Source organism: Phaeobacter sp. PT47_59, from assembly GCF_028890025.1.
Classification (GTDB): domain Bacteria; phylum Pseudomonadota; class Alphaproteobacteria; order Rhodobacterales; family Rhodobacteraceae; genus Phycobacter.
Map to the genome: position 1 here is coordinate 84,025 of NZ_JARCJL010000008.1, position 19,278 is coordinate 103,302.

The following is a 19,278-nucleotide window of genomic DNA, read 5'->3' on the forward strand; positions in this document are numbered from 1 at the left end:
GGACTGAAGTTCCCCGACAACGGAAACCCGCCCCAGACCTCGGGGCAGCCTATTTCAGGCGACGGGAAAGATGTACGTGGGTGTTCGTGGGGCAAACGTGTTTTAAGGAGATACGCGCATGGCAAAACCGTTGATGACCAAGGCGACCGCCGTGTGGCTGGTGGACAATACCACGATCAGCTTCAAGCAGATCGCCGATTTCGTCGGCATGCACGAGCTGGAGATCCAGGGCATTGCCGATGGCGATGTGGCTGCCGGTGTGAAGGGCTTTGACCCGGTCGCGAACAACCAGCTGACCCAGGACGAGATCGACAAGGCCGAAGCCAATCCGCTGCACAAGCTGAAGCTCAAGTTCAACCCGGCAGCCGCCGGCGAGGAAAAGCGCCGTGGCCCGCGTTACACCCCGCTGTCCAAGCGCCAGGACCGTCCGAACTCGATCCTGTGGCTGGTGAAGTTCCACCCGGAACTGTCCGATGGCCAGATCGCCAAGCTGGTAGGCACCACCAAGCCGACCATCCAGTCAATCCGCGAGCGCACCCACTGGAACATCGCCAACATGCAGCCGATCGATCCGGTGGCGCTGGGCCTGTGCAAGCAGTCCGAACTGGACGCAGCCGTGCAGAAGGCCGCCGCCAAGAAGGCTGCCGAGGGCGGCGTGATGAGCGACGACGAGCGCCGCAAACTGGTCTCGACCGAGCAATCGCTGGAGATGGATGCTGAACCCAAGATCCCGAGCGCAATCGAAGGGCTTGAGACCTTTACCCTGGGCGGTAGCTCCGACGACGAACGCAAGGATGACGAGCCGATCCGTGATGCGGACAGCTTCTTCAACCTGCCCGCGGGCGGTGATGACGACGATGAGGATGAAGGCAACGGGATCGACCCCCGTTTCTGATCCCACACCTGTGCGCTCGTGAATTGTTGGAGCCACGCCAATGCGGCGTGGCTCTTTCTTTTTGCGCGTCGCTACCAGGCATCCGCATAGCGGGGGCCGGGCGATGCAGGCCCGGCGCTGGCCAGCGCCCGGTGCAGGACCTCTCGTGTCTCCGCCGGATCAATCACCGCGTCGAACTCCAACAGGCTGGCGGCATTCAGCGCCTTGCCCCGCTCGTAGAGCGCGTCGACCAGCCGCTGGTATTCTGCCTCGCGTTCCTGCGGGTCGCTGATGGCTGCCAGGTGATCGCGGTGACCAAGTTTCACCGCCCCTTCCAGCCCCATGGCACCGACCTCGCCGGTGGGCCAGGCACAGCAGAAATGCGGGCGATCCAGACCGCCTCCGGCCATGGCCATGGCGCCAAGCCCATAGGCCTTGCGCAGGATCAGTGTCACCAGTGGCTGGCTGAAGTGCGCCCCCGCCAGGAACAGCCGAGAAACATGAGCGACCTGGCCTGTTTTCTCGACCTCGGGTCCGACCATGAAACCGGGGGTGTCACAGAAGGTCACCATCGGCAGGCCCCAGGCATCGCATAGCTGCAGGAACCTTGCGCCCTTGTCCCCGGCCGCCGCATCGATGGCACCGCCCAGGTGCAGCGGGTTGTTGGCAACAATGCCGATAGCGCGGCCAGACAGGCGGGCGAACCCGGTGATCATGCCGATGCCAAAGCCGCGGCGCAGTTCCTGGAAACTGTCCTCGTCCACGATACCGTTGATCGCGTCGCGCATGTCATAGGCGCGCGTCCGGTCCACCGGGATCAGCTTGCGCAGTTCCGGGCGGTCGCCTTCTTTCGGCTGGGGCTTGTCCTGTGAAAGTCCCAATAGTTGTTTGGCCGCTTCAACCGCTTCGGCCTCGTCCTCGGCCAGGATGTCGATCAGCCCGGTCTCCACCTGCGTGGCGCTGGGGCCGATGTCCTTGGGGGCGACCGTGCCCAGGCCGCCGCCTTCGATCATCGCCGGGCCGCCCATGCCGATCCAGCTGTTCCGGGTCGCGATGCGCAGATCGCAGACCCCGAACAGGGCGGCATTCCCGGCAAAGCAATAGCCCGCAACGATGCCGATCTTTGGGCCCTTGTAGGCGGCGAAGTGGCGAAAGGAAGTGACGTTGAGCCAGCCGGCCATGATCAGGGCTGCATCGCCATCATTGGGCCGCCCGCCGCCGCCTTCGGCAAAGAGCACGATCGGCAGCTGATCGCGGCCCGCGACCTCGATCAACCGGTCCATCTTGCGGTGGTGATTGAAACCCTGGGTGCCCGCCAGAACCATATAGTCGACCGCCATCGCCGCCACCCGGCGCCCGGCAACCGTGCCGATGCCACAGATGATCCCATCGCCTTGCGTGCGGGCCTGTAGATCCTCCAGATCGCGACTGCCGCGCTGGGCCGCCACCGCCAGAGCACCGTATTCGGTGAAGCTGCCCGCATCGAACAGGTCGTCGATGTTTTCACGCGCGGTGCGCGCGCCCTGCGCATGGCGCTTTGCAACGGCATCGCGGCGCGCCTCATCCTGCAACAGCGCCATCCGCGCCTTGTAGTCCGCCATATCCGGGCGGTCTTCCGCCTTGGTGGCGGCGGTTTGGCCCGCGACCTCGGCGGGTTCCAGCGTGACCAGAGCTGCGCCGCCTTGCAGCTCGTCCCCGACCTTGATGTGCACAGTGCGGACAATGCCGCCATGAGGCGCGCGGATCTCGTGCCGCATCTTCATCAGTTCGGTGGCCAGCAGGACCGTATCGGCGGGCACCTCCTGGCCGGTCGTGACATGCACCTCAGCCACAATCGCGGCGCTCTCTGCCCTGATGATCGTCACCGGTGATCCTCCCTATTCGATGCCTGTCCGCAGTCAATCGCCGGGCCGGGGCTGCTGTCAATTTCGCCGTTGGGTCACAACATCTGCGTGCGGGGACAGAGAACCGGGGGAGGGACCATGGATCTCACGACGAGGCGCGCCGGAGACCCTTTCTCCGATACAGGAGGAGCTAGAGGTCCTTGCGCGCCTTGAGGGCGGCGCTGATGGTGCCATCGTCGAGATAATCCAACTCGCCGCCGATGGGCACGCCCTGCGCCAGCGATGTGAGCCTGACCTGGCCGGTCAGCTGATCGGCGATGTAATGGGCGGTGGTCTGCCCGTCGATGGTGGCGTTGAGCGCCAGTATCACTTCGCTGATCGCCTCGCTGCCGACCCGGTCCACGAGGCGGGGAATGCGCAGATCCTCGGGGCCGATGGCGTCCAGCGCCGAAAGCGTGCCGCCCAGCACGTGATACCGCCCCTTGAAGGCGCCCGCGCGTTCCATTGCCCAAAGGTCAGAGACGCTTTCCACCACGCAAAGCTCTCCGTTGGCACGGTTCTCGTCGGCACAGATGTCGCAGATATCCTTGGTGCCCACATTGCCGCAGTTCAGGCATTCACGGGCGGTACTGGCCACACGGCTCATCATGTCTGACAGCGGCGTGAGCAGAAGCCCCCGCTTGCGCACCAGGTGCAGCACCGCGCGGCGGGCCGAGCGCGGCCCCATGCCGGGCAGTTTCGCCATCAGGTCGATCAGGTTTTCGATATCGCTGGTGGAGCGGTCTTGCATTCGGGAGCGGCCTTCGCGGTTTCAGCCCATATAGGCGCATCGCAGGCGGAAAAGGCAAGGGGAGCAGGGGCTGATGTTCGGCTTTTGTTTGCGCTGTGGCAGCGGCCAGAAAAAAAGGCGACCGAAGCCGCCTTGTCTGGGTGTCTCAGGTTGCGCCCTGCTCAGAACGGCAGCTTGATGTCCTTGGGCAGGCCCATGCTTTCGGTGAGCTTGGTCATCTCGTCCTGCGCCTTTTCAGTCGCCTTGGATTGGGCGTCCTTGATGGCGGCCAGGATCAGGTCCTCGACCATTTCCTTGTCATCGCCGTTGAAGATCGACGGGTCGATATCCAGCGCCTTGAGGTCGCCCTTGGCCGAGGCGGTGGCCTTCACCAGGCCCGCGCCCGCTTCGCCGGTGACCATGACGTTGTGCAGGTCTTCCTGCATCTGGGTCATCTTGGTTTGCAGTTCCTGAGCCGATTTCATCATCTTGGCCATATCGCCAAGACCGCCGAGGCCTTTGAGCATGGTATCTCTCCTGAAGTCTGGTTTGGTGCCTAGATATGGGGTGCGGGGCCCTGGCACAAGGGATTTGCGTGGCGTCTGGACGCACAGGGCGGTTCCCGCCCGCCGCGCGGCACATCATGGATGTGCAGGCTCCCGTTGGCATCCCTCAATAGCTCCGGGTGCCACTATTGTGGCGCGGGACAGGCTCTGCCGTTTAGCTGTCCTCGAAGGGATCCCATTCGTCCTCCACCTCGGGCAGGGCCTCCGCCTGCACCTCGGCCTGCAGTTCCTCGGCGGTGCGGATACGGGTGATCTTTGCCTTGGGGAAGCTTTCAAGGACTGCCTGAACCAGGGGGTGCTCCGTGGCCTTTTCGCGCAGGGCGTTCTCGGCGGCATCGCGGATCTCGGCAATGGTCGGGGCCTCGCCATCGGGAGCGATGGTGACGACCCAGCGGCTGCCGGTCCAGTTCTGCAGGGCGGTGCCAAGGCGGGCGGCCAGATCGCGGGGGGCGTCCGCATGGGGGGTGAACTCGATCCGGCCGGGCTGGTAGGAGACGAGGCGCACACCGGTTTCCACCTCCACCAGAAGTTTCACGTCCCGGTTGGTGCGGATCAGTTCCACCACGTGCTCGAAGCTCGGATAGCGGGCGAGGGCGCTTTGCGCGGCGGGAGCCAGCGCGGTGACCTGCCCCTGACCATGCGACATGGTCATGCCGCCGGAGGGGCCACCGCCCGGTGCGCCTTGCAGCGGGGACGAGGCGATAGCCGAGGCCCCGCCTCCCCCGCTCGCCGCAGGCGCGCCCATGCCGTGCATGGGCATCCCTCCACCGCCACCGGGCGGAGGGGGCGGCATGTCCTGCAGCTTGCGGATCAATTCTTCGGGGCTGGGCAGGTCGGCCACATGGGTGAGGCGGATCACCGCCATTTCGGCGGCCATCATCGCATTGGGCGCGGCGGCAACCTCTTCCAGCGCCTTCAGCAACATCTGCCACATGCGGGTCAGCACCCGCATCGGCAGGGCCGCGGCCATCTGTTGGCCACGGGCGCGCTCATCGGGGCTGATGGTGGGGTCTTCGGCGGCATCGGGGGTGATCTTCACGACCGAGACCCAATGGGTGATCTCGGCCAGATCACGCAGCACTGCCAGCGGGTCGGCGCCCTCGGCATATTGGGAGCTGAGTTCGGTCAGGGCCGCTGCCGCATCGCCGCGCAGGATCATGTCCATCAGGTCCAACACCCGGCCCCGGTCGGCCAGACCCAGCATGGCACGCACCTGATCGGCGGTGGTTTCGCCAGCACCATGGGAAATCGCCTGGTCCAGCAGCGAGGTCGCATCGCGGGCCGAGCCTTCGGCGGCGCGGGTGATCAGCGCCAGCGCGTCCTCGGCGATCTCGGCCCCTTCGGAGGTGGCGATCCGGCGCAGCATGTCGATCATCACCTCCGGCTCGATCCGGCGCAGGTCAAAACGCTGGCAGCGCGACAGCACCGTCACCGGCACCTTGCGGATCTCGGTGGTGGCGAAGATGAACTTCACATGGGCGGGGGGTTCCTCCAGCGTCTTCAACAGCGCGTTGAAAGCGCTGGTCGACAGCATGTGAACCTCGTCGATGATGTAGATCTTGTAGCGGGCCGAGGCGGCGCGGTACTGCACCGAATCGATGATCTCGCGGATGTCGCCGACGCCGGTGCGGCTGGCGGCGTCCATCTCCATCACATCCACATGGCGCCCCTCCATGATCGCCACGCAATGTTCACAGACCCCACAGGGTTCGGTCGTCGGGCTGCCGGTGCCATCGGGCCCGATGCAGTTCATGCCCTTGGCGATGATTCGTGCGGTGGTGGTTTTGCCGGTGCCGCGAATGCCGGTCATGATGAAGGCCTGGGCAATGCGGTTTGCCGCAAAGGCGTTCTTCAGCGTGCGCACCATGGCGTCCTGGCCGACGAGATCGGCAAAGGTTTCCGGGCGATACTTGCGCGCGAGGACCTGATACTGGACCGGGGCCTCCTGCGCGGAATCGGTGGCTGGGGTGTCCTGGTCGGGGGTCGGAGTGTCGATCATGCTGTCTCGTGCCGGATTCGGGTGGTCGTTGGGGCCGCGCTACAGGGTAGGCAAGCCAGAGGGGTTCGTCCACCGCTGTTGACCGCCTGGCGTTGCCGGTGGCACAGTTTTCCCATGCCGCGCCGGGGCGTGGCTGACGCAGATGAGGTGGTGGAAGATGCTCCATGGGTGAAACGCATTCGGATCAATCTCCTGATCAGGCCGTCGTGCCCTTTACGATCTATGCCCTATCGGCTGCCAACGGGATCCTGGCGCTCTGCCCCCTGCCGGGCGCCATGGGCGACTACAAGGGGGACATGGAGCTCATTCACGACTGGCAGCCCGGCCTGGTCATCTCCCTGACCACCGAGGCGGAACATGTGGCGGTCGGAGCGGCAACCCTGGGGGTCGATTTCCAAAGCATGGGAAGCCGCTGGTCCCATCTGCCCGTTACCGATTTCGGGGTGCCGGATCGCGAGGTGAGCAGATCCTGGCGCGCGGTCAGCGCTTCGGCCCGGCAGGCGTTGGAGGGCGGCGGCCGCGTCTTGGTGCACTGTCGTGGCGGCTGCGGGCGGTCCGGCATGGCGGTGCTGCGTCTGCTGATCGAATGCGGAGAGGCGCCCGAGCAGGCTCTTGCCCGGCTGCGCATGACACGCCCCTGCGCCATCGAGACGGAAGCGCAAATGGCCTGGGCGACAGGTGGCTGATCTTGCCTGTCTTGCTGCAACGGGACCGGGCTGACCTGACAGTTCGATCCGTGCAACGAGGCTCTCCCGCCCGGCCACCGCCCCCAAGGGGGGCATGGGCCCGTTGGGCCCGGCAGCGCGCCTTGCGCGCTGCGGCGCCGTTTCCTTGGCTTAGGTCTGAATGTTTCCCAGCTGAAGAGGAAAGGATCCCACAACCTACGATCCCATAGTCCACGACCCGATAGTCCACGATCCCACAGTCACGGCCGGTGTGCATCGACGCTGTAGCTGGCCGTATCCGTATCCAGGGCTCTCGCTTGGGGGAGAGCTTGACCCATCGCGCATGGCGGGGAGGGCAGACACCCGGCGGGCAAGGCGCTGCCTTCAGAGGTCAGGAGCATGTCGGCAAACCGCTCGAGACCGGACTGCTGGGCCGATGCCTCGGCACCGCCGAACACGCGAATGCGGTCGTGAGAGGCAAAGAACCTGGCGGCACATTGTCTGTCGCAGCCATCCAACTGGCTTTCGCCGCTGATCTCAAAATCCGCGTCGGTCAGGCCCTTCGCGCTGTTCAGAGCCTGGCAGAGCGCCTTCAGCATGCGTTTTAGCGCGGGGCAGGTGGCGCCTGTGTGCCTGCAAGCGCTCACCGCGATCTGATGTGTTTTTGGTCTGGGTATCATCGCGCCCTCCGCGCAAAGGGGGCAGGGCAACGGGGGGAGGCATGGAACAGACCGTGCGTGACCCAAAGGTCAGGGCGCCGCTGTCCACGCACCCGCTTCGGACGCCCCGCCCGGTTTCGAGTGTCACGATGGCAGGTCTCCTGACTTGCGGGTCATTGCTCTTTCGGTCCTTCCCGGCCTTGGGCATCTGCCCGGTGGTCAGTGGATCTTCCGACGTCGCTTTCCGCCTACAGTTGCGGGGGCAGTTGTGGATTTGATCGGCCCTGAAACAGGTCCAAGCGCACCACATTCCCTTTTCAGTCAAGGCCCGCAAAGCGCGCCTCAAGCACCATCTGCTCAAGGGCTAGCGGGGGAAGGGGCGACACGTCAATCCTGATTTAGGCTGTCGGGACATATTGCGCGAAAGGGGGGCTGGATATATCGATGGATGGGGCCTAAGCCTTAGGCCGATTGACTGATCCTGTCTTCCGCCATCCTGGCGAAATCGGCGGCACGGGCTTTGAACTTCTTGTCGATGGACCCGCGCGCCAACTTCAGAGATTGCAGCAGCAGCCGACCGGAGAGGGTCTTGGCAGACAGATCCAGGGTGATCGACATGCGCGTGCGACTGGGCGACAGCGCCATGAGTTCGATCTTAGACGCTCCCTGAATGGCACCGCTTTCTCCGGAAAAGACCATGCCCGTCACCGGTTCGTAGGATTTCAGAACGATCCTCAGATCGCGCTTTTTGCCGCGGAAGGTAAAGGTGGCATCCCACGAAAGCCCGCTTTGCGGCGTGGCAGTATCGCCCAGGCGCTGAACCTCGACACCGCGACGAAAGGCAGAGCGTTCAAAGCTGTCAAAATCCGACAGGACCTCAAAGACCTCGGCGATGGGTGCGTCAATGTCCTGCTTACTCGTAAAATCCATGACTTACCGCCTGTTTGTCCTGGTGATCAATCTGCTGTGTATGGGGCGGATCATCCCCTTAATCCAACGTGTCCGCAAGCCAGTTTTGTAACAGAAAATGCGCAATTGCACCTTTCCTGGCGGGCTTGAGGATCGGGTGTTCGCCTGCGAAGGCTGTCATCATCTCCTGGCGGCTGACCCAGATCGCATCCTCGATTTCCTGCGGGTCGATGGTCAATTCGCGATCCAGCGCAACTCCACTGCAGCCGAACATCAGCGACATGGGGAACGGCCAGGGCTGGCTCGACAGGTAGTTCACCTGACCGACCGTGACGCCGACTTCCTCAAGAACCTCGCGCCGCACGGCGGCCTCCAGCGTCTCTCCGGGTTCGACAAAGCCCGCCAGCAGGGAAAACATCCCTTCGGGCCAGCCGGGCGAACGGCCCATGAGCACAGCATCGCCATGGGTGATCAGCATGATCACAACCGGGTCGGTGCGCGGGAAATGCGAGGCCTTGCAGGCAGGGCAGTTTCGCTGCCATCCCGCCTGGGCGATGTCGCTGGGTTGGCCACAGCGGGCACAGAAGCGATGGGTTTCATGCCAGGAGAACAGCGCCCTGGCGGTGGCTGCCACTTCGGCCTCGAGCGGGGTAAGCCGCGTCATCACGCGCCGGAGTTCGGCAAAGGCATAGCCATCGGGCAGATCCGGATGCTGCTGTTCGCTGACATCCGCAAAGCTGGCCAGGGCCATTTCATCAATCGCGTCCGGCTGCCAACTGCTGATGTCGCAGGCAAAGACGGCTGGCCCTTCGGCAAGATGGCCCAGGAAAATCCTGGTGTCCCGATAGGTCTCGGCCACGGGATGGCTGCCCGTCAACCAGGCCAGGCTGTCCGGTCCCCGCGCCGGATCGGAGCGCAGGCACAGCGGTTTGCCGCGCCACAGCAACAGCACCTTGCTGTCCGTTGCGCTCCAGGCCGCATCCAGTGCCGCCGCGTCGCCGCGCAGATGGGCAGAGCGATCCAAACCGCCGCCGCCGCCAAATGTCACCTCTTCGGCCCGTTTCATCCTGTCGTCCTTCTCTTGGCTGCGGACCTGTTGACAGATGCCGCCCTTCCCGATTGATGGCTGCAAAGACGCGGGATGACCAGCCCGCCAATCCAGATCCTCACGTCGGTTTTTGCGACGATACACGGTGGTTTGTCGGTGCCCAACCGGTCTGGCGCTGGAAATTGGCGTCATATCGGCTAAATCATCGGCATCCGTGCCACAATCGTTAACATCCTCAAAAATGGTGACTTTGCAAATCGGTGAAAGGCTGATTCAAAAGGGTTAACGCGCTCGGTTCAGGGCGGGGCCAAATATGAAGATCGGAGCAGACCGTGCACGTTGCGGCGAAAGACACATGACAGGACCGGTGCATCCCCACTCGGACAACAAAGGGGTGTTACGCCTGCTGGCGACAACCGACCTGCACAGCAATCTGCTTAGTCACGACTACTATGCTGACCGCCCCGATCCCAGCGTCGGCCTGAGCAGGGTCGCCACCTTGGCGCGGCGGGCGCGGCAGGAGGTCGAGGCCTCGGGCGGTGCCTGTCTGATGCTGGACAATGGCGACTCGTTGCAGGGGGCGCCGATTGGCGAAACCTCCTCCGAGGAGCCGATGGATCCGCACCCTTTGATGCAGGCGTTTGCGGCGCTCGGCTATGATGTGATCGGGCTTGGCAATCACGATTTCAACTTCGGTCTCGAGACCCTGACGCGGGTTCTGCAACAGGCAAGCTGTCCCGTGGTCTGCTCCAATATGACGGCGGTGGATCCCGGGCGGGACCTGCCTTTTGTCCGGGAGGTGATCGTCGAGCGTATCGTGCCCGCCTGTGGCACGGCGCCGCCGGTGCGGATCGGGGTGCTGTCGGTGCTGCCGCCGCAGACGACAACCTGGGATGCGCATCTTTTGCAGGGCAAGGTGGTCGTTGCCGATATGGTGCAGACGGCGCGGGAGACGGCCCGCCGGTTGCGCCAGGACGGCTGTGATATCGTCATCGCCCTGGCCCATACCGGGATGGGCGCGCGTGACGCGGTGTTTGGCATGGAAAATGCCCTGCTGCCGATCTCGGATTGCCCCGAAATAGACGCGGTGATCGGGGGGCATACCCATAAGACGCTGCCGCATCCGGATCATGTCTTTGACAAGCCGGTGGTGATGGCGGGCGCGCATGGCTCGCATCTGGGGCAGATCGATCTGGCGCTGGAGCACGGCGCAGGTGGCTGGGAGCTGACGGGCTGGGAGGCCGCGCTGCATCCGATTTGTCACCGTCACGACGATGGTACGCTTCACTCCCTTGCCGAAGAGGATGAGGAACTGGTGCAGGTCTTGAGCCCGGCCCATGAGGCCACCCGAGACCGCATGCGCCAGCCCGTGGGCTTCAGCGATGTGCCGCTGCATTCCTTTTTCACCCTGTTCGGAAAAGATCTGGGGTTGGAACTGGCGGCGGCCGCACAGGCGGCGGCGGCGCGGCCGTTCCTGCGGGGAACGGCAGCCGGGGATCTGCCGCTTTTGTCTGCGGCGGCGCCTGGCAAATTCGGCGGGCGCTCCGGCCCCGGACATTACACCGATATCGGGCGCGGTCCCCTGTGCATGCGCAATGTGGCCGATCTGCACGTCTTCCCGAACGAGTTGCGGCTGGTGGTCGCGACCGGGGCGCAGGTGCAGGACTGGCTGGAAATGTCCGCCGGGGTGTTCAATCGGATCGCGCCCGGTTCAAGCGGGGTGGACCTGGTGGATCCCGAGCGGGCGGGCCACAACTTCGATGTGCTGTTCGGCCTGCAGTATGAGATCGATCTTTCGGCCCCCTCCCGTTTTGCCGTCTCGGGGCAGCGGATCAATCCCGAAGCCTCGCGGATTCGGGACCTGACCTGGAACGGGCGCCCGGTGGCGCCGGATCAGCAGTTCGCCGTGGTCGCCAATAGCTACCGGGTCAGCGGTGGCGGCAATTTCCAGATGGTGCAGGAGGCGGCGAACGTGCCGCTGCCGCCGGTTCGGATCAGGGATGTGATCCGCGATTACGTGGCGGGCCGCCTGCCGGAGGATCCCTTGCTGACAGAGGATTATCCCTGGCATTTCTCCTCCCTGCCGGACACCGAAGCGGCCGTCTATACCTGCCCGGCGGCCAGGGAGTACCTGGATGAGCTGCCTACGGGGCGTGTGCGCAACGGTGGGATCACCCCCAGCGGTTTCCTGAAGCTGATGCTTGCGATCTGATCATCGCGGTTGCCTGCGCTCTGCGGGCCTTGTCTTTGCCGCTGCTGCCGCCTATATCGGGATTCGAGAGGTTGGCGCGGGCAGGCGCCTCGCCAACTTGGTCAGGTCCGGAAGGAAGCAGCCACAACGAGCCCCGCTTGGGTCGATGTCCAACCTCTCACCTAAATCCCCGCAATGATGATCAGGACGCATTTGATGCTGACGGCATTATTCCCATGTGCTGGGATCAGTACCGTCCGTTGTCGGCAGGGTAGACACCCAGAATTTCCACGTTGGTGGTGAAATAGGCCAGTTCGTCCATCGCCAGTTTGACATTGTCGTCTTCGGGGTGGCCTTCGATATCGGCATAGAACTGCGTTGCGGTGAAGGAACCATCCACCATGTAGCTTTCCAGCTTGGTCATGTTGATACCGTTCGTGGCGAAACCGCCCATCGCCTTGTAGAGGGCGGCGGGAATGTTGCGCACCTGGAAGACGAAGCTGGTGATCATCCCATGGGCGCCGCGGCGGCTGTCGTCCGGTTCGCGCGACATGATCAGGAAGCGGGTGGTATTGTCGCCATGGTCCTCGATATGGCGGGCCAGGACGTCCAGCCCGTAGATTTCTCCGGCCAACTCGCTGGCCAGGGCTGCCACATGTTTGTCTCCTGCCTCGGCCACGTCGCGGGCAGCGCGGGCGTTGTCGGGGCTGACACGTCCTTCGATATTGTGCTGGCGCAGGAACTGGCCGCATTGCGGCAGCAGGACCAGGTGCGACTTTGCCTCCCGGATATCCTCCAGCCGGGCGCCCGGCACACCAAGCAGGTTGATGTGAACCCGCACGAAGGCCTCGTCGATGATATGCAGCCCGCTATGTGGCAGCAGCCGGTGAATATCGGCTACACGCCCGTAGGTGGAGTTTTCAACCGGCAGCATCGCCTGGTCCGCCTGACCGCTTTTTACGGCCTCGATGACATCCTCGAAATTGCGGCAGGGTAGCACTTCCATATCGTGACGGGCGTTGCGACAGGCCTCGTGGCTGTAGGAGCCGAGTTCCCCCTGAATGGCGATTCTTCCGGACATGAGTGCGACTTTCCTGCAAAACTTGGATAATCAGGCATTTCGTCGCGCTGTCTACACCTTGCCACTTGAGAGGGGAAGCCTTAGACACGCCTTCAGACAGCTGAAATGGACTCGCGATCATGTTTGACACGATGACCCTTACCAAAGCGACTGCAGGCGTCTGCAGCGCGTTCCTCGTGCTTCTTCTCGGCAAATGGGCCGCAGAGGAGCTGTACCACGTTGAGAGCCACGGAGAGGCCTCTTACGTGATTGAAGTGGAAGAGGCAGGTGGCGCAACCGAAGAAGCGGAAGAGGTGAGCTTCGAAGAGCTGCTGGCTTCTGCAGACGTTGGCAAAGGCGCCAAGGTCTTCAAGAAATGCGCTGCGTGCCACAAACTCGAAGACGGCGTAAATGCGACCGGTCCTTCCCTTTACGGTGTTGTGGGCCGCCCCAAGGCAGCCGCCGCCGGTTTCGGTTACTCCGGCGCCTTGGCGGGCATGTCCGGCGACTGGAGCGCGGAAAACCTCAACGCCTTCCTGGAAAAGCCCTCGGGCTACGCACCGGGCACCTCCATGTCCTTCTCGGGCCTGAAGAAGGTCTCGGATCGGGTGAACCTCATTGCCTATCTGGACAGCCTCGACGACTGAGCTGCAAGATAGCATGACATTGCAAGGGGCCGCTGTTGAACAGCGGCCTTTTTGCTGTGCCGGGATCTGTCCCTGCCGCGAAAATCGGCGTGAAATCGCCCCGGCCAAAATCGATTGTGACCGCATCACAACTTGAATGTTGCGCCCGCCTGCCATTAGCTTGAAATACGGGAAAAATCCGGATCGCTTGAACACCGGACAGCGGAGGTTAAGGCAGATGAAATCACGAACCCCCAAAGCCAAAGCAGTATCGATGGCGCAAACTGGCCTGCGCTCTCCTGCGGCATGGATCATGCAAGGGGCCGTGCTGCTTGCGGCCATGTTTCTGATGCTGGCCGCTCCGGCGCGGGCATCAGAAACCATTATCAATAGCCACGGCTTTGCGGAATTCGGGGCGTTGAAATACGCCGAAGGCTTTGCCCATTTCGACTATGTGAACCCCGCCGCGCCCAAGGGCGGCGAGATGTCCTTTTCGGCGGTCGGAACCTTCGACAGCATGAACCCCTTTACCCGCAAGGGGCGGGCAGGGGCCCTGGCCTCCTACCACCTGGAAAGTCTCATGGTCGAATCCTATGACGAACCAGGCTCCTATTACGGGCTGATCGCCGAAAGCCTGGAGTACCCCGAAAGCCAGGATTGGGTGATCTTCAATCTGCGCCCCGAAGCGCGGTTTTCCGATGGCTCGCCCGTCACGGCCGAGGATGTGGTCTTTTCCCACAACATCCTGCTGGATCAGGGGCTGAAATCCTACGCCGAAGCGGTGCGCAAGCGCATCCCCAAGGCCGAAGCCCTGGATGCCCATAGGGTGAAGTTCCATTTCTCCCACGATTTTCCGCGCCGGGCGATGATCACCCAGGTGGGCGGAACGCCGGTGTTTTCCAAGGCCTGGTTCGAGGCGGACCCGGAAAACCGTCGCCTGGATGAACCGCGTCTGGATCCGGGTGTGGGCTCTGGCCCCTATGTGCTGGACACATTCGATGTGAACCAGCGTATCACCTATCGCCGCAATCCCGATTACTGGGGCTGGCATCTGAACGTGAACCAGGGGCGCCACAACTACGACCGCATCCGGGTGGAGTATTTTGGCGATGCCATTGCCGCCATGGAGGGCTTCAAGGCAGGCGTCTATACCCTGCGCACCGAAAACAACTCCAAGAACTGGGCCACGGCCTATGACTTTGACGCGGTCAGCCGTGGCGATGTGATCAAGGATGCCATCCCGGATGGTAATGTGCCTGCGGCCAATGGGTTCGTGATGAACCTGCTGCGCCCGGTGTTTCAGGACATCCGCGTGCGCGAGGCAGTGCAACTGGCCTATAATTTCGAATGGACCAATGAAAGCCTGCAATACGGGCTGTTCCGCCATCGCTCCTCCTTCTGGCAGGATACGGCACTTGAGGCCAAAGACCTGCCCGAGGGGTTGGAGAAACAGGTGCTCGAAGCCCTGGGCGACCAGATTGATCCCGCGGTGCTGAACGAACCCGCGGTGATGGCGCATACATCCAAGGCAAATCGCCCGTCGGACCGCCGCAACCTGCGCCGTGCAATGATGCTATTGGATGAGGCGGGTTGGATCGTGGGCGATGACGGGATGCGGCGCAATGCGGCCGGTGAGGTGCTGAAGATGGAGTTCCTCCTCGATAGCCCGGTGCTGGAGCGGATCGTGCAGCCCTTTGTCTCGAACCTGCAGGCCATGGGGATCGACGCCATCCTGAACCGGGTGGATTTTGCGCAATATACCAGCCGCCGCCGCGAAAAGGACTTTGACATGGTCTCTTTCGCCTATCCGAAGTCGCTGGAGCCTTCGACCGGGCTCTATCAGCAGTTCGGATCCGAGGCGCATCAGTATTCCGTCTTCAATCCGGCTGGTCTTGCCGATCCGGCAGTGGATGCGCTGATCGGCAATATCGTCAAGGCGACCACGCAAGAGGATCTTTATGCCAACACCCGCGCCCTGGACCGGGTGTTGCGGGCCAAAAGGTTCATGGTTCCGACCTGGTATCTGGATGTGAACTGGATCGCCTATTGGCGCATGTATGAATACCCCAAGGCGCTGCCGCCGTTTTCGCCCGGCACCATGGATCTGTGGTGGATCAACTCCGAAACCGAGGCCGACCTGAAGGCCTCGGGCGCATTGCGGTAGGCGCGCGCCATGGCAGCCTATATCCTCAGGCGGTTCTTGTTGGTGATCCCGACCCTGTTCGGGATCATGGTCATCAACTTTGCCCTGGTGCAATTCGTGCCCGGCGGCCCGGTAGAGCAGATCATTGCCCAGATGCAGGGCAGCGGCGATGTCTTTGAAGGTTTTGCAGGCGGCGGTGGCGATGCGGGTGCGACGGAAACCTTGGGCGCCAACGACAGCTATGCAGGCCGTCAGGGTCTGCCGCCCGAGCTGATCGAGGAGCTGAAAGCGCAATTCGGTCTCGACAAGCCGCCGCTGGAGCGCTTCGTGCAGATGATCGGCAACTACCTGCGTTTTGATTTCGGCGAAAGCTACTTCCGCAAGATCGACGTGACCGATCTGGTGCTGGAAAAGATGCCGGTGTCGATCTCGCTGGGGCTCTGGTCGACATTGATCGCCTATATGATCTCGATCCCGCTGGGCATCCGCAAGGCGCTGAGCGACGGATCCCGTTTTGACACCTGGACCAGCGGCTTGATCATCGCGGCCTATGCGATCCCCTCCTTCCTGTTCGCGATTCTTCTCCTGGTGCTGTTCGCCGGGGGCTCTTACTGGCAGGTCTTCCCGCTGCGCGGCCTCACTTCGGACAACTGGGCCGAGCTGAGCCTGCTGGGCAAGGCACTGGACTATTTCTGGCACATCGCACTGCCGGTCATCGCCTCCACCATCGGGGCCTTTGCGACGCTGACGCTGCTGACCAAGAATTCCTTCCTGGACGAGATCAAGAAGCAATATGTGATGACCGCCCGCGCCAAGGGGCTGAGCGAGCGCCGGGTTCTTTATGGCCACGTCTTTCGCAACGCCATGCTGATCGTGATCGCGGGCTTTCCGGCGGTCTTCATCGGGGTGTTCTTTTCCGGTAGCCTGATCATCGAGACGATCTTCTCGCTCGACGGGCTGGGGCGGCTTGGCTTCGAGGCCGCCGTCGCCCGCGATTATCCGGTGATCTTCGGCACGCTTTTCATCTTTGGCCTGATGAGCCTGGTGGTGGGGATCGTGTCGGACATCATGTATGTGCTGGTCGATCCGCGGATCGATTTTGACAAGAGGGAGGGCTGAGCCATGGCATTGTCCCCGCTCAACCAGCGTCGCTGGAACAACTTCCGCCGCAATTCCCGCGCCTATTGGTCGTTCTGGATCTTCTCGGTGCTCTTCGTGCTGTCGCTCTTTGCCGAGTTCATCGCCAACGACAAGCCGATCCTGGTCAGCTATCGCGGTGAACTCTACATGCCGATCTTCAAGTTCTACCCCGAAACGGCCTTTGGCGGCGATTTCAGGACCGAGGCGGTCTACAAGGATCCGGAGGTGGAATGCCTGATCCAGTCGGGGGGCAACCTGGACTGTTTCGATGATCCCGAAGGCATCCTGGAAGAGATCGACGCAGGGTCCTTCTCGGGCGAGGAGTTCCACAAGGGCTGGACCCTCTGGCCGCCCATTCCCTATTCCTACAACACCACCGTGGACCGGCCCGGCGCGGCGCCGCTGCCGCCCAACGGGCAGAACCTTCTGGGCACCGATGACACCAAACGCGACGTGCTGGCCCGGGTCATTCACGGCTTCCGCCTCTCCATCGTCTTCACCCTGATCGTGACCGGCGCCGCCACCGTTGTGGGGATCGCGGCGGGCGCGGTGCAGGGTTATTTTGGTGGCTGGCTCGATCTTCTTTTCCAGCGCTTCATCGAGATCTGGTCCTCCACCCCGACGCTGTACGTCATCATCATCATGTTCGCCATTCTGGGCCGCAGTTTCTGGCTGCTGGTGTTCTTGATGATCCTATTCGGCTGGACCGCCCTTGTGGGGGTTGTCAGGGCGGAGTTCCTGCGCGCGCGCAACCTGGAATATGTGCGCGCGGCCAAGGCGCTGGGCGTTGGCAACGCAACGATCATGTTCCGCCACATGCTGCCCAATGCCATGGTGGCGACCCTGACCATGATGCCCTTCATCGTGACCGGCACCATCGCCTCGCTGGCGGGGCTAGATTTCCTCGGCTTCGGTCTGCCCTCTTCGGCGCCTTCACTGGGGGAACTGACCCTGCAGGCAAAACAGAACCTAGAGGCGCCCTGGCTGGCCTTCACCGCCTTCTTCACCTTCGCCATCATGCTGTCGCTTCTGGTCTTCATCTTCGAAGGCATCCGCGATGCGTTCGACCCAAGGAAGACCTTCTCATGACTGCGATACTGGAGGTCAAAGACCTGCGCGTCGCCTTCCGGCAGGACGGCAAGACAACCGAGGCCGTGAAGGGCGTCTCCTTTGCCGTGGACCGCGGAGAGACCGTGGCCCTGGTGGGCGAATCCGGTTCCGGAAAATCCGTCTCGGCCCTGTCCACGGTTTCCTTGCTGGGGGATAGTGCCACGGTCAGCGGTTCGGTGCTTTATAATGGCGAGGAAATGGTCGGCGCCGATGAAAAGCACCTGATGCGTCTGCGCGGCAATGACATCAGCTTTATCTTCCAAGAGCCGATGACCTCGCTCAACCCGCTGCACACGATCGAAAAACAGCTGTCGGAATCGCTGGCGCTGCATCAGGGGTTGGCGGGCCAGGCGGCGCGGGCGCGGATCCTTGAACTGCTGGAAAAGGTCGGCATTCGCGATCCAGAAACGCGGCTTGGTGCCTATCCGCATGAGCTGTCCGGCGGGCAGCGGCAGCGGGTGATGATCGCCATGGCGCTGGCCAACAAGCCCGAGATCCTGATCGCGGATGAGCCGACCACGGCGCTGGATGTGACGATCCAGGCGCAGATCCTTGATCTGCTGGCCGAGCTGAAGCAAAGCGAAGGCATGGGCCTGTTGTTCATCACCCATGATTTGGCCATCGTGCGCCGCATTGCCGACCGTGTCTGCGTGATGAAGGGCGGCGAGATCGTCGAAAGCGGCCCGGCAGAGGAGATCTTTGCCAACCCGCAGCATCCCTACACACAGAAACTGCTGGCGGCCGAACCCTCGGGACAACCCGCGCCGGTTCCCGAAGGGGCGGAGGAACTGGTGCGGACCTCGAACCTCAAGGTCTGGTTCCCGATCCAGAAGGGATTGCTGAAGCGCACGGTAGGCCATGTGAAGGCGGTGAACCCGACCTCGATTTCGGTGCGTGCCGGAGAGACCCTGGGGATCGTTGGCGAAAGCGGATCCGGCAAGACGACATTGGCCCTGGCGATCATGCGGTTGATCGCCTCCGAAGGGGAGGTGCGGTTTTGCGGCGACGATCTGCGGCAATGGTCCACCCGCGATTTGCGGCGCTTGCGCAAGGATATGCAGATCGTGTTCCAGGACCCCTTCGGATCTCTCAGTCCGCGGATGACCTGCGCCCAGATCATCTCCGAAGGGCTGGCGATCCACAAGGTGGATCAGCATCGCGACAGCCGCGATCTGGTGGCCGAGGTCATGGCCGAGGTCGGGCTGGACCCCGCTGCCATGGATCGCTACCCGCATGAGTTTTCCGGGGGGCAACGCCAGCGGATCGCCATCGCCCGTGCCATGGTACTGCGCCCGCGTCTGGTGGTTCTGGATGAGCCGACCTCGGCGCTGGACATGACCGTGCAGGTGCAGATCGTCGATCTCCTGCGCGATCTGCAGGCGCGCTATGGCCTTGCCTATCTGTTCATTTCCCACGACCTGCACGTGGTGCGGGCGATGTCGCACAAGATGATCGTCATGAAACAGGGCAATGTGGTGGAGGCCGGAGAGGCCAGGTCTCTGTTTGAGGCACCGCGCCAGGAGTATACCCGTCAGTTGCTCGCCGCGACCCGCTGAGAGTGTCGCAAGGAAGGGGGTGCTCCCGCGCCCGCAGGTGCCCCGGCCGTTGGCCGGAACCCCTTGGCGGTCTTGGGCCAGGCTCGGCGCCAAAGGCGCCGAGCCTGGCCCAACGGGAG

16 protein-coding genes, 1 other RNA gene and 1 riboswitch are annotated in these 19,278 nt (G+C 63.0%); of the genes, 9 read left to right on the forward strand and 8 right to left on the reverse strand.

The genetic code is table 11. The features are described 5' to 3' along the window. Window positions 1-118: 118 nt before the first annotated feature. Window positions 119-895, forward strand: a complete 777-nt coding sequence (locus tag PXK01_RS09590; protein WP_274859805.1) for a DUF1013 domain-containing protein — start codon at window positions 119-121, stop codon at window positions 893-895. 71 nt (window positions 896-966) lie between these two features. On the opposite strand, the gene PXK01_RS09595 is transcribed toward PXK01_RS09590, so the two are convergent. The 4 genes from PXK01_RS09595 to PXK01_RS09610 form a co-directional block, all read right to left on the reverse strand. Next, the gene (locus tag PXK01_RS09595) at window positions 967-2,739 is read right to left on the reverse strand and encodes a carboxyl transferase domain-containing protein (RefSeq protein WP_274859807.1); all 1,773 of its coding nucleotides are present in this window, start codon (window positions 2,737-2,739) and stop codon (window positions 967-969) included. Between the two features lie 169 nt (window positions 2,740-2,908). Next, window positions 2,909-3,508: a recombination mediator RecR gene (gene recR / locus PXK01_RS09600; protein WP_274847235.1), complete on the reverse strand. Its 600-nt coding sequence runs from the start codon at window positions 3,506-3,508 to the stop codon at window positions 2,909-2,911. Window positions 3,509-3,669: 161 nt separating this feature from the next. After that, on the reverse strand, window positions 3,670-4,014 hold the full coding sequence (locus PXK01_RS09605) for a YbaB/EbfC family nucleoid-associated protein (protein WP_274859809.1): 345 nt from the start codon (window positions 4,012-4,014) through the stop codon (window positions 3,670-3,672). 193 nt (window positions 4,015-4,207) lie between these two features. Next, window positions 4,208-6,052, reverse strand: coding sequence for a DNA polymerase III subunit gamma/tau (locus tag PXK01_RS09610; protein ID WP_274859810.1), 1,845 nt, complete (start codon window positions 6,050-6,052; stop codon window positions 4,208-4,210). A 164-nt stretch (window positions 6,053-6,216) separates the two neighbouring features. Between PXK01_RS09610 and PXK01_RS09615 the strand changes: the two genes are divergently transcribed. Further along, window positions 6,217-6,738, forward strand: coding sequence for a protein-tyrosine phosphatase family protein (locus PXK01_RS09615; RefSeq protein ID WP_274859812.1), 522 nt, complete (start codon window positions 6,217-6,219; stop codon window positions 6,736-6,738). Window positions 6,739-6,977: 239 nt separating this feature from the next. Here the strand turns inward: PXK01_RS09615 and PXK01_RS09620 are convergent, their stop codons facing one another. The 3 genes from PXK01_RS09620 to nudC all read right to left on the reverse strand — a co-directional run bounded on the left by PXK01_RS09620 (window position 6,978) and on the right by nudC (window position 9,351). Next, window positions 6,978-7,316, reverse strand: coding sequence for a hypothetical protein (locus tag PXK01_RS09620; RefSeq protein ID WP_274859813.1), 339 nt, complete (start codon window positions 7,314-7,316; stop codon window positions 6,978-6,980). A gap of 194 nt (window positions 7,317-7,510) precedes the next feature. Then, a riboswitch (cobalamin riboswitch) is annotated at window positions 7,511-7,745 on the reverse strand. Between the two features lie 93 nt (window positions 7,746-7,838). Continuing rightward, entirely contained in the window at window positions 7,839-8,306 is a 468-nt protein-coding gene (locus PXK01_RS09625; RefSeq protein ID WP_274859814.1) for an SRPBCC family protein, read from the reverse strand. Between the two features lie 58 nt (window positions 8,307-8,364). Beyond that, a complete protein-coding gene (nudC, locus tag PXK01_RS09630) occupies window positions 8,365-9,351 on the reverse strand; it encodes an NAD(+) diphosphatase (protein WP_274859815.1) in 987 nt (328 codons plus the stop codon). A 337-nt stretch (window positions 9,352-9,688) separates the two neighbouring features. On the opposite strand from nudC, the gene PXK01_RS09635 reads away from it, so the two are divergent. Beyond that, window positions 9,689-11,545 carry a bifunctional 2',3'-cyclic-nucleotide 2'-phosphodiesterase/3'-nucleotidase gene (locus tag PXK01_RS09635; RefSeq protein ID WP_274859816.1) on the forward strand — a complete coding sequence of 619 codons (1,857 nt, stop codon included), beginning with the start codon at window positions 9,689-9,691 and terminating at the stop codon, window positions 11,543-11,545. A 64-nt stretch (window positions 11,546-11,609) separates the two neighbouring features. Next, an RNA gene (ffs, locus tag PXK01_RS09640) (signal recognition particle sRNA small type) lies at window positions 11,610-11,708 on the forward strand. Between the two features lie 63 nt (window positions 11,709-11,771). Here ffs and PXK01_RS09645 read toward each other — a convergent pair. Continuing rightward, window positions 11,772-12,605: a prephenate dehydratase gene (locus tag PXK01_RS09645; RefSeq protein WP_274847227.1), complete on the reverse strand. Its 834-nt coding sequence runs from the start codon at window positions 12,603-12,605 to the stop codon at window positions 11,772-11,774. Between the two features lie 119 nt (window positions 12,606-12,724). On the opposite strand from PXK01_RS09645, the gene PXK01_RS09650 reads away from it, so the two are divergent. The 5 genes from PXK01_RS09650 to PXK01_RS09670 all read left to right on the forward strand — a co-directional run bounded on the left by PXK01_RS09650 (window position 12,725) and on the right by PXK01_RS09670 (window position 19,159). Further along, window positions 12,725-13,231, forward strand: coding sequence for a c-type cytochrome (locus PXK01_RS09650; RefSeq protein ID WP_274847226.1), 507 nt, complete (start codon window positions 12,725-12,727; stop codon window positions 13,229-13,231). Window positions 13,232-13,523: 292 nt separating this feature from the next. Next, window positions 13,524-15,374 (forward strand): extracellular solute-binding protein, encoded by a 1,851-nt coding sequence (locus PXK01_RS09655; protein WP_274859891.1) that lies wholly within the window; start codon window positions 13,524-13,526, stop codon window positions 15,372-15,374. Window positions 15,375-15,383: 9 nt separating this feature from the next. Further along, window positions 15,384-16,472: a microcin C ABC transporter permease YejB gene (locus PXK01_RS09660; protein ID WP_274859817.1), complete on the forward strand. Its 1,089-nt coding sequence runs from the start codon at window positions 15,384-15,386 to the stop codon at window positions 16,470-16,472. Between the two features lie 3 nt (window positions 16,473-16,475). Beyond that, window positions 16,476-17,582: an ABC transporter permease gene (locus tag PXK01_RS09665; RefSeq protein ID WP_274847224.1), complete on the forward strand. Its 1,107-nt coding sequence runs from the start codon at window positions 16,476-16,478 to the stop codon at window positions 17,580-17,582. Then, a complete protein-coding gene (locus tag PXK01_RS09670; protein ID WP_274859818.1) occupies window positions 17,579-19,159 on the forward strand; it encodes an ABC transporter ATP-binding protein in 1,581 nt (526 codons plus the stop codon). Before PXK01_RS09665 ends, PXK01_RS09670 begins: the two co-directional genes overlap by 4 nt. Window positions 19,160-19,278 lie beyond the last annotated feature (119 nt).